Source organism: Cellulosimicrobium sp. BMG9.22, from assembly GCF_059159975.1.
The window spans coordinates 58,951-73,001 of the sequence record NZ_JBZGBY010000016.1 but is presented as its reverse complement, the minus strand read 5'-3'; the positions used below and the strand labels follow the sequence as shown (position 1 = coordinate 73,001).

The window sequence follows — 14,051 nt, the reverse complement described above, 5'->3', positions numbered from 1 at the left end:
GGGGTTCGGTAACGGTACGGGGCGGATACGCGGGTCAGCCTAGTCCTCCGGTACCGGGCGGCTCGGGCGCTGCCACCATCCGGTCACCGGCAGCGGTGGTGCCGATCCGGGGTGCCGACCGTCGACGGACGACGAGCCCAGCCGATCACGATTCGGCGACACCCGCGCGCGGCGCCGCGGCGCCGCGCCGCCGGGCTCGTAGTGTGCCGGGTGTGATGACCGCTCACGGCACGGACGCCCCACCGGAGTTCCGCGCCGCGCTCGACGCCCTCGCGGCACGTCGGCTCCGCCCCGAGGTGACCCTGCGCGAGGTGCCCGCACCGCGCCGGATCGCCCCGTGGTCGGTCGCGCTCACGGGCGAGGTCGCGGGTCCGCCGGGCGACAACGCCGACCTGGCGTCCGGCCGGTTCATCCTCCTGTTCGACCCGGAGGGCCAGGAGGCCTGGCAGGGGCGATTCCGCGTGGTCACGCTCGTGCGTGCGACCCTCGAGGCGGAGATGGGCAGCGAGGAGATGCTGGCCGAGGTCGCCTGGACGTGGTTCCAGGACGCGCTGCGCGACCAGGGCGCGTCGGCCCACGCCGAGGGCGGCACCGTGACGCGCGTGCTGTCGCAGAGCTTCGGCGCCCTCGCGGGGAAGGACAACGACGTCGAGCTCGAGATGCGCGCGTCCTGGACCCCCCTCTCGGACGAGCTCGGGAGCCACCTCGCGGCCTGGTCCCAGCTCCTGTGCACGGCGGCCGGGCTGCCGCCCGTGCCCGACGGCGTGACACCCCTCGCGCACCGGCACCCGCCGCGACGCAATACCGTGGGTCCATGAGCTCGACCGCAGCACCCGCACCGCCCCCCGTCGACGCCCCCCGTGAGGACGCTCCCCCGGAGGACGTCCCCGCGATCACCCCGCTCACCGAGCCGTCCGACGGCCTCGGTCGGGTCGTCGACACCCCGGAGGCGTTCGCGCGCGTGGTCGAGGCGTTCGCCGCCGGGACCGGCCCCGTCGCCGCGGACGCCGAGCGCGCGTCCGGGTACCGCTACGGGCAGCGCACCTACCTGTTCCAGGTCCGGCGCCAGGGTGCCGGCACCGCCCTCGTGGACCCCGTCGGCGTCCCGGACCTCTCGCCGCTGCTCGACGCCGTCGGCGACGCGGAGTGGGTGCTGCACGCCGCCTCGCAGGACCTGCCGGGCTTCGCCGAGCACGGCGTGGTCCCCGCGCGCGTCTTCGACACCGAGCTCGCGGCCCGCCTGCTCGGCATGGAGCGCGTGGGGCTCGCCGCCGTCGTCGCCGAGGTCCTCGGGCTCGGGCTCGCCAAGGAGCACTCGGCCGTCGACTGGTCGACGCGCCCGCTGCCCGTGGAGTGGCTGCGGTACGCCGCGCTCGACGTCGAGGTGCTCGTGCCGCTGCGTCAGGTGCTCGGCGAGCGCCTCGATGCGGCGGGCAAGGCCGAGTGGGCCGCCCAGGAGTTCGAGGCGGTCCGCACCGCCGGCCCGCCGGCGCCGCGCGTCGACCCGTGGCGCCGCACGTCCGGGACGCACACGCTGCGCGACCCGCGCCGGCTCGCCGTCGTGCGCAGCTTGTGGCAGGCGCGCGACGTCAACGCCCGGCGCCGCGACATCGCCCCGGGGCGCGTCCTGCCCGACCGCGCGATCGTCGCCGCCGCCGAGTCGCTGCCGCGGTCCGTCGCCCAGCTCGTGGAGATCCCGGCCTTCGCCGGGAAGGGCACCCGGCGGCGCGCGGCCTACTGGCAGCAGGCGATCGACGAGGCGCTCGCGCTGCCGGCGGGAGCGCTGCCCTCGGCGCGCGGCCCGCGCACCGACGCCCCGCCGCCCCCGCGTGCCTGGGCCGACCGCGACCCGGGCGCGGCGGCCCGCCTGGAGGCGGCACGCGGCGTCGTCCAGGCACTGTCGGACGAGCTCGCGGTCCCTCCGGAGAACCTCCTGCAGCCGGACGCATTGCGCCGCCTGTGCTGGACGCCGCCACAGCCTGCGGACGCCGAGCACGTCGCGCAGTTCCTGCGCGGGCGAGGCGCCCGCGAGTGGCAGGTCGGGCTGCTCGCCGTCCGGCTGGCGACCGCCTTCGCCGCCGTCCCGGGACGGTAGGGTCGTCCGGTGCACGACGCGAACCTGACGATCCGGACAGTCACCGACCGCGCCTCCTGGGACGCCCGGGTGAACGAGCTGGGCGGCCACCCGCTGCAGCTCTGGGGCTGGGGCGAGGTGAAGGCGACCGGCGCGTGGACCCCGCACCGCGTCGAGGCGGTCGACGCGGAGGGCCGGGTGCAGGGCCTCGCCCAGGTGCTCGTCCGGTCGCTGCCTGCGCAGTTCAAGGCGCTGTGCCACCTCCCCCGCGGCCCCGTGGTCGCACCGGCGGGCACGGACGGGTGGGGTGCCGGGCCCGGCGTCGGCGACGACGCGACGCGCGACGCCGTGACGCGCGCCGTCGTCGCGTGGTGCAAGGAGCACGTCGGCGGCGTCGGCGTGACGATCGAGCCGGACTGGCCCGTGGGCACCCACCTCGACCTGCCCGACGCCCGCCCCGCGGTGAACCCGATCCTCTACCCGGTCACGCTGATCCTGGACCTGACGAAGAGCCAGGACGAGCTGACGAAGGCGATGGGCAAGACCACGCGGTACGACATCCGCAAGGCCGCCCGGACCGGGCTCGAGGTGCGCCGCGTCACGGACGAGGCGGAGGTCCGGCAGGTCCTCGCGGTCTACCACGAGACGGCGGAGCGCGCGGGCTTCGCGCTGCACGACGACGAGTACTACCTCGCGATCCACCGCGAGCTCGGCGAGCACTCGGTGCTGGTCGCCGCCTTCTCCGAGGGTGCCCCGGTCTCGTTCGTGTGGTGCGTGTCGTCCGCGACGACATCGTTCGAGCTCTACGGCGGGATCGACGACGCCGGGCGCAAGCTGCGCGCCAACGCCCCCGTGAAGTGGCACGCGATCACGCTCGCGCAGGAGGCAGGGCTCGTGCGCTACGACATGAACGGCCTGCTCAACGACGGGATCAGCGAGTTCAAGCGCAGCTTCGCGCAGCACGACGACGAGCTGCTCGGGAGCGTCGACGTCCCGTTCTCGATGTGGTACTCGGCGTGGAACAAGGGTCTGCCGACCGCGAAGAAGGTCGTGCGCAAGCTCCGCGGGAGCCGCTGACGCCCGCCCCGGACGGTCGAGAGACCCGGTATCGCCACGTGCGATACCGGGTCTCTTTCGTCGCGTACGATCTACTCGTACTTTCCCGATACTCGCGGTAGCGTGTATCAGCACACGTGAACGACCCGAGCGGTGCCGCTCCGGACACCGCCGTCCCGACCATCTGCATCGGATGGAGATGCCATGACCGTGGCCAACGAGGCCCCTCGCACCCAGGGCGCCACCCAGCGCTCGCGCCACCGCGCCGTGCGCGACGTCGTCTTCGTGGAGGGCGTGCGCAGCCCGTTCGGCAAGGCGCGCCCCGACGGGATCTTCGCCGAGACCCGTGCCGACGACCTCGCCGTGAAGACGATCCGCGAGCTCCTGCGCCGTCGCCCCGAGCTGCCGGCCGAGCGCATCGACGAGCTCGCGCTCGCCGCGACGACCCAGACGGGCGACCAGGGCCTCACCCTCGGGCGCAGCGTCGCCGTCCTCGCCGGGCTGCCCAAGTCCGTCCCCGGCTTCGCGATCGACCGCATGTGCGCGGGCGCCATGACCGCGGTCACGACGACCGCGGCGAACATCGCCGTCGGCGCGCAGGACGTGACGATCGCGGGCGGCGTCGAGCACATGGGCCACCACCCCATGGGCGAGGGCGCCGACCCGAACCCGCGCTTCGTCGCCGAGAAGCTCGTCGACTCCTCCGCACTCGTCATGGGCGCGACGGCCGAGAACCTGCACGACCGCTTCCCGCACCTGACCAAGGAGCGCGCGGACGCGTACGGCGTCGAGAGCCAGGCGAAGTACGCCAAGGCCCTGGCGAACGGCGACATCTCCGACGCGCTCGTGCCGATCGCGACCCGGTCGACCGAGCTCGGCTGGGGCCTCGCGACCGCCGACGAGCTCCCCCGCCCCGGCACGACCTTGGACGCGATCCGCGACCTCAAGACGCCGTTCCGCCCCGGCGGCCGCGTGACGGCGGGCAACGCCTCGCCGCTCACGGACGGCGCGACGGCTTGCCTCCTCGCGGCGGGCGACGTCGCCGACGAGCTGGACCTCCCGGCCCGGATGCGCCTCGTCTCCTACGCCTACGCGGGCGTCGACCCCGAGGTCATGGGCATCGGCCCGGTCCCTGCGACCGAGCGCGCGCTCGCCTCCGCAGGCCTGACGATCGAGGACATCGGCCTGTTCGAGATCAACGAGGCGTTCGCCGTCCAGGTGCTCGCGTTCCTCGACCACTTCGGCCTGCCCGACGACGACCCGCGCGTCAACCTCTACGGCGGGGCCATCGCCATGGGGCACCCGCTCGCGTCGTCGGGCGTGCGCCTCATGACGCAGCTCGCGCGCCAGTTCGAGCAGCACCCCGAGGTCCGCTACGGCCTGACGACCATGTGCGTCGGGCTCGGCATGGGCGGCACGGTGATCTGGGAGAACCCGCACCACGCCGACTACTCCGGCCACGGCGCCGCCGACACGACCACCGCGACCGACGGGGAGAACTGACCGTGAGCGAGACCACCTCCGATATCACGACGCGGCCCGGCACGACGTCGGCCGACCAGACCATCGCCCCGGACCCGTCGTCGCCGCGCGACGGCGGCCCCGCCCCGGCACGCGGCGAGCGCGTCACCCACTCGCTCGTGCGCGACGTCGAGCTGCCCGGCGGCCGCGGCACGCTCGCGCTCGTCACGCTCGACAACGGGCTCGACCACACCAAGCCGTCGACGCTCGGGCCCGAGGGCATCGCGGAGCTCACGGCGGCCCTGCGCGCGCTGCAGCAGCGCGCCGCCGACGGCGAGATCGTCGCCGTCTCCGTGACGGGCAAGCCGTACTTCCTCGCCGCGGGCGCGGACCTCCTGCAGGTCGCGACCGTGACGTCGCACGACATGGCGCTCGAGCTCGGGCGCAGCGGTCACGCGGCCTACCGGCTGCTCGGCGAGATGGGCGTGCCGACGTTCGCGTACATCAACGGCCTGGCGCTCGGCGGCGGGCTCGAGGTCGCGCTGAACTGCGACTACCGGACGGTCGCGACGGACGCCCCCGCTCTCGCCCTGCCCGAGGTCGGCCTCGGGCTCGTCCCGGGCTGGGGCGGCGCGTACCTCGTCCCGCGGCTCGTCGGCGTCGAGAAGGCGATGGACGTCATCCTCGCCCGCCCGGCCGCGAACAAGCCGTTCAAGGCGAAGGAGGCCTACGAGATCGGCCTCGCCGACGCGATCTTCGAGGCGCCCGACTTCCTCGAGTCCTCGCTGCGCTGGACCGCCGCGGTCCTCGCGGGCGAGATCGTCGTCGAGCGGCGCGAGCTCGACCCCGCCCCGGTCTGGGACGCGGTCGTCGGTGCGACCCGCACGCAGCTCGATGCCGTCGTCGCCGGGTCGCGTCCCGCGCCGTACCGCGCCCTCGACCTCGTCGCCGCGGCGCGGACCGCGACGAAGGACGAGGCGTTCGCCGCCGAGGACGAGGCCCTCGCGGACCTCATCATGAGCGACGAGATGCGCGCGAGCGTCTACGCGTTCCAGCTCGTCTCGCAGGGCAAGCGCCCGCAGGGCGCCCCGGACGCGAAGCTCGCGCGGCCCGTGACGCGGGTCGGCATCGTGGGTGCGGGTCTCATGGCCGCGCAGATCGCCCTCCTGTTCGCCCAGCGGCTCCAGGTGCCCGTCGTCATGCGCGACCTCGACCAGGAGCGGGTGGACAAGGGCCTCGGGTACGTGCGCTCGACGGTCGAGAAGCTCGTGCGCACCGGCCGGATGTCGCAGGACGTCGCCGCGCGCATCGTCGGGTCCGTGCACGGCACGACCGAGATCGGGGACTTCGCGTCGTGCGACGTCGTCATCGAGGCGGTCACGGAGGTCCTCGGGCTCAAGAAGAAGGTCTTCGCCGAGCTCGAGGGCGTGATCTCGCCCGAAGCGGTGCTGCTCACCAACACCTCCGCGCTGTCGATCACCGAGATGGCGGGGGACCTGCAGCACCCGGAGCGCGTGGTGGGGATGCACTTCTTCAACCCCGTCGCGCAGATGCCGCTCGTCGAGATCATCCAGGCCGCCAAGACCGACGACGCCGCGCTCGCCACGGCGTTCGCCATGACGAAGAAGCTGCGCAAGACCGCGGTGCTCGTCGCGGACCGGCCCGGCTTCGTCGTCAACCGTCTCCTCATCCTGCTCATGGGCAAGATCGTCGAGGCGGTCGAGAACGGGACGTCGGTCGAGGTCGCCGACCGCGCGGTCGCGCCGCTGGGCCTGCCCATGCCGCCGTTCGCGCTGTTCGACCTCGTCGGCCCGGCGGTCGGGCTGCACGTGCTCACGTCGCTGCGTGAGGACCTGGGCGACCGGTTCCCGGTCTCTCCCGGCCTCCAGCGCATCGTGGACGAGCAGATCCCCGTCGTGCTGGACGCCCCCAAGGGCCTGCCGAAGCCCGTCGACCCGGCGATCCAGCGGGTCTTCGGGACGGGCGAGGCAGGTGGCCCGGGGGCGCTCGACGAGGCCCGCGTGCTCGACTCGGTGCTCACGGCGCTCACGGCCGAGATCAGGCTCATGCTCGACGAGGGCGTGGTCGCGAGCCCGTCGCAGATCGACCTGTGCATGATCCTCGGCGCCGGGTGGGGCTTCCACCTCGGTGGCATCACGCCGTACCTCGACCGCACGGGGTACAGCGAGAAGGTGCTGGGCCGCAGGCTCCTGCCCGACGGCGTCGCGAACGTCCCGGCGGCGGCGCGCGCCTGAACCCTCCCGCCGAGCATGCGGTGGTGGCCTGTCCCCGCCCGGGGACGGGCCACAGCCGCATGCTCGACCGGGCACGACCGTCCGGTCAGTCGTCCCAGCCCATGCGCAGCACCTCGAACGCGACCGCGTGCGTGACGCCCATCCGCTCACCCGTCGGGGCGCTCATGGAGGCGAGGAACGTGGCGGGGTCGAAGTCCGCCCAGCCGAGGCCGTCGAGGTACGCCGCGTGCGCACGCAGCGACGCGACGCCCGCGTCGAACGTCGCGCTCACGTCGACGCCGTGCGCGGCGTCGGGCGAGGCGGCGACCCAGACCTGGCGCACCCCGCCCCACGGCTCGAGCGCGTCGGTCTCGACCTGCTCCCGGAACACCCACCGGTTCCCGGCGTCGCGTACCGCGTCGACGACGGCACGCCCGGTCGCGATGTGGTCCGCCTGGTTGAGCATGCCGCCGGGGAACGTCTCGCGGTAGTTCCCGGTGACGACGACGTCGGGCCGGTGCCGCCGGATCGCGCCCGCGATCGCGCGGCGCAGCGGGATCCCGTACTCGAGCACGCCGTCGGGCAGGCCGAGGAACTCGACCTCCTCGACGCCCACGAGGCGCGCGGACTCGACCTGCTCCGCCTCGCGCACGCGGCGCGCCTCGTCGGGGTCCATCCCGTCGATGCCGGCCTCGCCGCTCGTCACCATGCAGTACACGACCCGCTTGCCCTGGCCGGTCCAGCGCGCGACGGCGGCGGCCGCACCGAACTCCATGTCGTCGGGATGGGCCACGACGGCGAGGGCCGTCGACCAGTCCTCGGGCAGCGGGACGAGCGGGGGCAGGGTGTCCGGTGTGGTCATGGCGCCACGCTATGCCCGTGGCTCGACCGGCGCGTCCTCGGTCGACGTCACGGTGGGATCGACGAAGAGCCGGGCACGCTCGGCGTCGACGACGGCGCGTCAGCAGTCAGCGCAGGCGGAGGCGGAGGCGGTCCACCATCAGGTCGGCCTCGTCGAGGACCTCGCCGGCGGCCCACGCCATGTCCCGCTTGGACTGTGTGATCGGGCGCAGCACGCCGTTGCCGACCAGCCGCTCGATCGCGGCGTAGGCGCGGGCCTGGGACGCGCCGGTCAGGTGAGCGACGTCGTGGGCATCGACGATCGGGTGGCTCGGCAGCAGCGGCAACAGCGTGGCGGCCGCGGAGCCACTGCGCGGGCGCACACGCTCGCGCCACTGGTCGGGCAGCGCGATCAGACGCTCGGCGGAGACAGCAGCCTCCTCGGCAGCACGGGCGGTCGCGTCGGCCAGGTAGAGCGCGAACGGCTCGACGTCACCGGAACGATAGCCGTTGACAAGCTCGAAATACTGCTCACGGTCAGCGACGATCGCCGAAGCAACCGGGACAGCCATGCGGGTGGTGACGCCGCGGTACCGCCATACGCCGTTGATGAGCGAGCGCCCGACGCGCCCGTTGCCGTCAGTGAACGGGTGGATGGACTCGAACTGGGCGTGGGCGACGGCCGCGTGCAGGACCGGGTCGACGTCGGTGCGGCGCATGAAGGCGATCAGGTCGTCCATGAGCTCGGGCACGCGCCCGGCCGTGGGTGGGACATGCACGGCCCCGAGCGGCGAGCGGTTGGATCCGCCGATCCAGTTCTGAACCTGGCGCAGCTGGCCGGCGTAACACTTCTCGTCGACGTCGTCGGCCATGAGCGGTCGGTGTGCGGCGAGGATGTCGTCCAGGTCTACGCCGTCGCCCGCCCGTGTGACGAGCAGGTTCAATCCGTCGATGGCGCCCTTGACGGTGCGAGCGGTCTTGGGTGCGCTCATCCCGTACTGCGCCCGCGCCAGCTGGTCGACGGTCGTCAGCTCCCCCTCGATCCGGGAGGACGCGATGGCCTCCGTGCGTAGCAGGAAGGGTTCGAGGGTGGCGACCTGATCGGCGTACGTCCGCTCGAGGACGGCGATGTCCACCAGAGCGGTGCGGCTCGCCTCGGTGAGCTCGGGCGAGGCGACCAGGGGCAGGTGGGCGATGGTCGGCGGGATGGACGCGGTGTACTCGCGGATCTCGGACCTGCGCCCGTTGTTCGGCGCCCAGGGCAGCGTCTCGCGCTGATGGGAAGGGAACGTGAAATGGCCCGGGGGGGGTGGTGGGGCTGCGTCACGTGTGCTCCTCACCGAGAACATCATCCGCCGTTATTCTCGCTTGTTTGCAGAACCGAGAGCAATGGGGGCGCTGTTCTCGGCTACGCGTCCACAGGCACCGTCGCGAACCGGTTCATCCAAACAGGACGACGACGCGCCCGGCGTCCTCGACGTCGTCGACGAGCACCCTGACGCGAAGAGGCGTCCCGAAGTCTTCCCGCTCGGACTGCACGATCAACGAGACGCGTTCCTCGGGGTCGTGGACACGCACCGTGTCATCCGGCGTGGCGACACTCGTCTCGACGACGCGGACGAGACCGGCGGTTACCTCGTCAGCGCCATCGACGACGTCGTGGACCTCGACCTCGACGGGGCCGTCGACCGCGACGCGTACACGGATGAGGATCGATCCATCGTCGACGTCGAACGACTGTCGCTCCGGGTCCTGCTCCGAGAGGATCGCCTCGCTGGCAGGATCCTCGACGACGAGCACACCGTGGTGCAGGAGTGCGACGAACCCGCCTCGCAGGGAGTACCGGGTCAGCGAGGATCGCCCTCGGGGACGCGCGCGGTGAGCCACCGCTCCATCCTCGGCTGCGCCTCGTCGAGGAACGCGGTCTTCTCGCGCGTGTAGTCGTCGTAGTCGTCGTAGTCGTCCGCGTCGGCGTGGCGCGCGGCGAGACCGCGCTTGGTCGCCTCGTAGGCGGCCGCCTCGGCGGGTTCGGCGCGCAGCCAGTCGCGGAAGTCGACCACGTAGTCGCCGAACGGCGAGTCGAGAAGGCGCACGTGCAGGATGACGGGCGGTTCGCCGTCGTTCCCGGGATGCGTGAGCAGCCTCTTGACGTACCTGGCCGGGTCCGGGTCGGCGCCCGGGCGCGGGATGTCGCGGTACACGCCCGGGGAGTCCGGACGCGAGCCGCGCGCGATCGAGAACCCGAGGGGACCGAGCACCTCCAGGAGCGCGGCCTCCGACGGCAGCGGCGACGAGCGCACCTGCAGGTCGATGATCGGCTTCGCGGCGAGGCCCGGCACCGCGGTGGAGCCGATGTGCTCGTGCACGAACGCGTCGGCCCCTTCCAGGCGGGCCGTCGACCGGGCGATCTGCTCCGACCACCGCCGCGCCGCAGTCGTCCATCGCGGGTCGTGAGCACAGATGACAGGAGCCGGCACGCGGGCAGTCTACGGCGGCACCCAGGCCCCACCGCTCTGGCCGCACGTGGATCAGGCTTCCGTGTGACACTTCCCGGGTGAAGCGCACTGTGGGTGTCGAGGAAGAGTTCCTGCTGGTCGGCGACGACGGACGTCCGGTCGCCCGTGCGGGCGAGGCGCTCGAGGCGTCGGGGGTCGACGACAAGGGCGGGGGCACGGGCTCGCTCGAGTCGGAGTTCATGGAGGAGCAGCTCGAGACCGCGACCCACCCCCACCGCGAGCTCGAGGCTCTCGCGACCGAGATCCGCGACGGCCGTCGGCGCGCCCAGGAGGCCGCGGACCGCGTCGGCGCCCGCGTCGCCGCGCTCTCGACGTCCCCCCTGCCGTTCGAGGGCACGACCGTGTCGCGACTGCGCTACCTCGAGGCCCGTGCCGCCTTTGGCCTCACGGCGCGCGAGCAGCTCACGAGCGGGTGCCATGTGCACGTCGCCGTCGCGGACGACGCCGAGGGCGTGGCCGTGCTGGACCGGATCGGCCCCTGGCTCTCGACGCTCCTCGCGCTGAGCACGAACTCGCCCTTCTGGCAGGGGGAGGACAGCGGGTACGCGAGCTTCCGCTCGCAGGTCTGGGCCCGCTGGCCGACGTCGGGCCCGGCCCGGGCGTTCGGCACTCCCGCGGCGTACCGCGACGCCGTCGACGCGCTCGTCGCGACCGGCACGATCCTCGACGAGAAGATGGTCTACTTCGACGCACGCCTGTCGTCGCGCTACCCGACCGTCGAGATCCGCATCGCCGACGTGTGCCTCGACCCCGACACCGCGACGCTGGTCGCCGCGCTGAGCCGCGGGCTCGTCGAGACCGCCGCGCGTGACGCCGCGGCGGGCACCCCCGCTCCCGAGCTGCGTCCCGAGATCCTGCGCACGTCGTCCTGGCGAGCCGGGCGCTCCGGCCTGGCCGAGGACCTGGTGTCTCCGCTCACCTGGCGGCCCGCACCGGCTCACGACGTCATCGGGCTGCTCGTCGCGCACGTGCGCGACGCGCTCGTCGACGCGGGCGACCTGGACACCGTCACCGAGCTGCTCGGCCGCCTCTGGTCGGGCGGGAACGGCGCGGCGCGCCAGCGCGCCTGGCACGCCGAGGCCCGCGGCGACCTGCGCGCCGTCGTCGAGCGCGCCGTCGAGGTCACGCACTCCTGAGGACGGCGGATCGACGGGGCAGCGGTCGAGGGACCTACCGGTCAGACCGTCGCGGCTGTCGACGCCACGAGCGCGAGCGTGTCGATCGTGGTGGTGCCCGTGACGTCGGGCTCCGCGCCATCGGTCCACTGGTGCCCGTGCGACACCCACGCCGTGCGCACGCCGGCTGCCCGACCCGCCGCGACGTCGAGGTGGGGAGCGTCGCCGACCATCCAGACCTGCGTGCGGTCGACGTCCGTCGCGCCGATCCGCTCGAGCGCGATCTCGAGGAGCCGCGGGTCGGGCTTGGCCACGCCCTCCTCGTCGGACACGACGACCGCGTCCACGTGCGGCTCGACGCCGCAGCGCACGATCTTGCCGCGCTGTTGGGCGGACGTGCCGTTCGTCACGACGACGACGCGCTCGCCCGCGGCGCGCAGCGCGTCGAGCGCGTCGAGCACGCCCGGGTACGCGCGGACGTGCTCGAGGATGCCGCGGCGGAACCGCGCGACGACCGCGTCCAGGTCGTCGCCGCCGCCCAGCCGGTCGACGATCACGCGCGCCACGTCCCGCTTCGGGGCGTGGCCGCCCCGGTCGGCGGCGACGATGGCCGCGACGTCGCTCGCGTCGCCGCCCGCCTCGGCGACGGCGCGGCGCGCCCAGGCGGCGAAGGCGTCGTCCCGCCCGACGAGCGTGTTGTCGAGGTCGACGAGCCAGATCACGCGCCGGCCGCGAGCGCGTCGAGGACGTCGCGCGCGACGTCGGCCGCCGTGAGGCGGTGCGCCGAGGCGACCTGGTCGCGCGTCGCGTGGTCGAGGAACTGCGCCGGCAGGCCGAGGGCGTGCACGGGCGTCCGCACGCCCGACTCGAGCGCGCGCTGGGCGAGCAGCGAGCCGACGCCGCCGTCGGCGACGCCGTCCTCGACGCTCACCACGAGGTCGTGCTCGCCCGCGAGCTTGACGAGCGCGCTGGGCACCGGCAGGACCCACGTCGGCGACGCGACGGTGACGTCCACGCCGTGCGCCGTGAGCGACTCGGCCGCGCCGAGGGCGACACGCGCCATCGAGCCCGGTCCGACGAGCAGGACACGGCTGCGCGACGGGGCGCCGGCCGGGGTCGTCGACGCGTCGCCGGGCACGGCGAGCAGGTCCACGCCGTCGACGGTGTCCACGGCAGGCAGCGCGTCGGCGAGCGCGCCCTTGGGGTAGCGCACGACGGTCGGGGCGTCGTCGACGTCCACGGCCTCGCGCAGCGCGGTGCGGAGCGTGGTCTCGTCGCGCGGCGCGGCGAGCCGCAGCCCGGGCACGATGCGCAGCATCGCCATGTCCCACATGCCGTTGTGGCTCGCGCCGTCGTCGCCCGTGATGCCGGCGCGGTCGAGCACGAACGTCACGCCCGCCCTGTGCAGGGCGACGTCCATGAGGACCTGGTCGAACGCGCGGTTGAGGAACGTCGCGTACACGGCGACGACGGGGTGCAGGCCCGCGAACGCCATCCCCGCCGCGGAGGTGGCAGCGTGCTGCTCCGCGATGCCGACGTCGAACGTGCGCTCGGGGAACGCCTGCGCGAACGGCTTGAGCCCGACGGGCTCGAGCATGGCGGCGGTGATCGCGACGACGTCGGACCGGCGGCGGCCGATCTGCACGATCTCGTCGGCGAAGACGCTCGTCCAGCCGAAGCGCGAGGGCGCGACCGGCAGCCCGGTCTCGGGGTGGATCTTGCCGACGGCGTGGAAGCGGTCGGCGACGTCCTGCTCCGCGGGCGTGTAGCCGCGGCCCTTCTCGGTGATCGCGTGCACGATGACGGGCGCGCCGTACGCCTTGGCCCGGCGCAGCGCGTGCTCCATGGCCTCGACGTCGTGCCCGTCGACCGGGCCGACGTACTTGATGCCGAGGTCCTCGAACATGCCCTGCGGCGCGACGACGTCCTTGAGGCCCTTCTTCAGGCCGTGCAGCCACTCGTACGCGAACCGGCCGGGCGCGCCGGACCGGGTGAGCGTGCGCTTGCCCCACTCGAGGAAGCTCTCGTAGCCGTGCGTCGTGCGCAGCGTCGACAGGTGGTGCGCGAGCCCGCCGATGGTCGGCGAGTAGGAGCGCCCGTTGTCGTTGACGATGATGACGAGGCGCCGGTCCTGGGACTCGGCGATGTTGTTGAGAGCCTCCCAGGCCATGCCGCCCGTGAGGGCGCCGTCGCCGATCACCGCGACGACGTGCCGGTCGGTGAGGCCGCGCACGACGTTCGCCTTCGCGATGCCGTCGCCCCACGACAGCGCGGTCGACGCGTGCGAGTTCTCGACGACGTCGTGCTCCGACTCGGCCCGCGAGGGGTACCCCGAGAGGCCGTCCTTCTTGCGCAGCGCCGAGAAGTCCTGGCGGCCCGTGAGCAGCTTGTGCACGTAGGACTGGTGACCCGTGTCGAACACGAAGGTGTCCGTGGGCGAGGAGAACACGCGGTGCATCGCGAGCGTGAGCTCGACGACGCCGAGGTTCGGCCCGAGGTGCCCGCCCGTGCGCGAGACGGAGTCGACGAGGAACGCGCGGATCTCGGCGGCGAGCTGTCGCGCCTGCCCCGGTGTCAGCCGTTGCACGTCCTCCGGCGAGGTGATCGTGCTCAGCAGGCTCATGCAGTGCTCCCGTTCCGTTCCCGTGCGACCAGCCCGAGCAACTCTAGGCGCTCCGGGCGGGTGTCCCGCGCAACGGTGCGCGGAGCGACGGGACCTTCACGCCATTGACGCACACTCCGGTCCTGGCCGCAC

Annotated in this window: 13 protein-coding genes; 7 read left to right on the top strand and 6 right to left on the bottom strand. The window is 73.6% G+C overall.

Annotated features, from left to right (window positions below; genetic code table 11):
• Positions 1–215: 215 nt before the first annotated feature.
• The 5 genes from AC4H2H_RS12295 (at position 216) to AC4H2H_RS12275 (ending at position 6,846) form a co-directional block, all read left to right on the top strand.
• Complete coding sequence (locus tag AC4H2H_RS12295) at positions 216–818, top strand: DUF3000 domain-containing protein (protein ID WP_494371113.1); 603 nt, start codon at positions 216–218, stop codon at positions 816–818.
• A complete protein-coding gene (locus tag AC4H2H_RS12290; RefSeq protein ID WP_494371090.1) occupies positions 815–2,095 on the top strand; it encodes an HRDC domain-containing protein in 1,281 nt (426 codons plus the stop codon). Before AC4H2H_RS12295 ends, AC4H2H_RS12290 begins: the two co-directional genes overlap by 4 nt.
• A gap of 9 nt (positions 2,096–2,104) precedes the next feature.
• Positions 2,105–3,151 carry a lipid II:glycine glycyltransferase FemX gene (locus AC4H2H_RS12285; RefSeq protein WP_494371089.1) on the top strand — a complete coding sequence of 349 codons (1,047 nt, stop codon included), beginning with the start codon at positions 2,105–2,107 and terminating at the stop codon, positions 3,149–3,151.
• 183 nt (positions 3,152–3,334) lie between these two features.
• Positions 3,335–4,633 carry a thiolase family protein gene (locus AC4H2H_RS12280; RefSeq protein ID WP_494371088.1) on the top strand — a complete coding sequence of 433 codons (1,299 nt, stop codon included), beginning with the start codon at positions 3,335–3,337 and terminating at the stop codon, positions 4,631–4,633.
• A 62-nt stretch (positions 4,634–4,695) separates the two neighbouring features.
• Positions 4,696–6,846, top strand: a complete 2,151-nt coding sequence (locus AC4H2H_RS12275; RefSeq protein WP_494371112.1) for a 3-hydroxyacyl-CoA dehydrogenase NAD-binding domain-containing protein — start codon at positions 4,696–4,698, stop codon at positions 6,844–6,846.
• A gap of 85 nt (positions 6,847–6,931) precedes the next feature.
• Here the strand turns inward: AC4H2H_RS12275 and AC4H2H_RS12270 are convergent, their stop codons facing one another.
• Positions 6,932–7,687, bottom strand: a complete 756-nt coding sequence (locus AC4H2H_RS12270; protein WP_494371087.1) for a PIG-L deacetylase family protein — start codon at positions 7,685–7,687, stop codon at positions 6,932–6,934.
• Between the two features lie 106 nt (positions 7,688–7,793).
• On the bottom strand, positions 7,794–8,801 hold the full coding sequence (locus tag AC4H2H_RS12265) for a Fic family protein (protein WP_494371086.1): 1,008 nt from the start codon (positions 8,799–8,801) through the stop codon (positions 7,794–7,796).
• On the opposite strand from AC4H2H_RS12265, the gene AC4H2H_RS12260 reads away from it, so the two are divergent.
• The gene (locus AC4H2H_RS12260) at positions 8,794–8,943 is read left to right on the top strand and encodes a hypothetical protein (protein WP_494371085.1); all 150 of its coding nucleotides are present in this window, start codon (positions 8,794–8,796) and stop codon (positions 8,941–8,943) included. The genes AC4H2H_RS12265 and AC4H2H_RS12260 overlap by 8 nt on opposite strands.
• Positions 8,944–9,105: 162 nt before the next feature.
• Here the strand turns inward: AC4H2H_RS12260 and AC4H2H_RS12255 are convergent, their stop codons facing one another.
• Complete coding sequence (locus AC4H2H_RS12255; RefSeq protein WP_494371084.1) at positions 9,106–9,465, bottom strand: hypothetical protein; 360 nt, start codon at positions 9,463–9,465, stop codon at positions 9,106–9,108.
• Between the two features lie 47 nt (positions 9,466–9,512).
• Positions 9,513–10,142 carry a GrpB family protein gene (locus AC4H2H_RS12250; protein WP_494371083.1) on the bottom strand — a complete coding sequence of 210 codons (630 nt, stop codon included), beginning with the start codon at positions 10,140–10,142 and terminating at the stop codon, positions 9,513–9,515.
• Between the two features lie 77 nt (positions 10,143–10,219).
• On the opposite strand from AC4H2H_RS12250, the gene AC4H2H_RS12245 reads away from it, so the two are divergent.
• Complete coding sequence (locus tag AC4H2H_RS12245) at positions 10,220–11,317, top strand: carboxylate-amine ligase (RefSeq protein WP_494371082.1); 1,098 nt, start codon at positions 10,220–10,222, stop codon at positions 11,315–11,317.
• Positions 11,318–11,358: 41 nt separating this feature from the next.
• On the opposite strand, the gene AC4H2H_RS12240 is transcribed toward AC4H2H_RS12245, so the two are convergent.
• Together AC4H2H_RS12240 and dxs are read right to left on the bottom strand one after the other, a co-directional pair.
• Complete coding sequence (locus tag AC4H2H_RS12240) at positions 11,359–12,018, bottom strand: HAD family hydrolase (protein ID WP_494371081.1); 660 nt, start codon at positions 12,016–12,018, stop codon at positions 11,359–11,361.
• Positions 12,015–13,919, bottom strand: coding sequence for a 1-deoxy-D-xylulose-5-phosphate synthase (gene dxs, locus AC4H2H_RS12235; RefSeq protein ID WP_494371080.1), 1,905 nt, complete (start codon positions 13,917–13,919; stop codon positions 12,015–12,017). The genes AC4H2H_RS12240 and dxs overlap by 4 nt, the downstream gene beginning before the upstream one ends.
• Between the last annotated feature and the right edge of the window lie 132 nt (positions 13,920–14,051).

Bases quoted from the DNA above. Each gene is read 5' to 3' on its own strand.
- dxs (WP_494371080.1), bottom strand. From the start codon at position 13,919: ATGAGCCTGCTGAGCACGATCACCTCGCCGGAGGACGTGCAACGGCTG.
- AC4H2H_RS12290 (WP_494371090.1), top strand. From the start codon at position 815: ATGAGCTCGACCGCAGCACCCGCACCGCCCCCCGTCGACGCCCCCCGT.
- AC4H2H_RS12280 (WP_494371088.1), top strand. From the start codon at position 3,335: ATGACCGTGGCCAACGAGGCCCCTCGCACCCAGGGCGCCACCCAGCGC.
- AC4H2H_RS12295 (WP_494371113.1), top strand. From the start codon at position 216: ATGACCGCTCACGGCACGGACGCCCCACCGGAGTTCCGCGCCGCGCTC.
- AC4H2H_RS12260 (WP_494371085.1), top strand. From the start codon at position 8,794: ATGTCCACCAGAGCGGTGCGGCTCGCCTCGGTGAGCTCGGGCGAGGCG.
- AC4H2H_RS12270 (WP_494371087.1), bottom strand. From the start codon at position 7,687: ATGACCACACCGGACACCCTGCCCCCGCTCGTCCCGCTGCCCGAGGAC.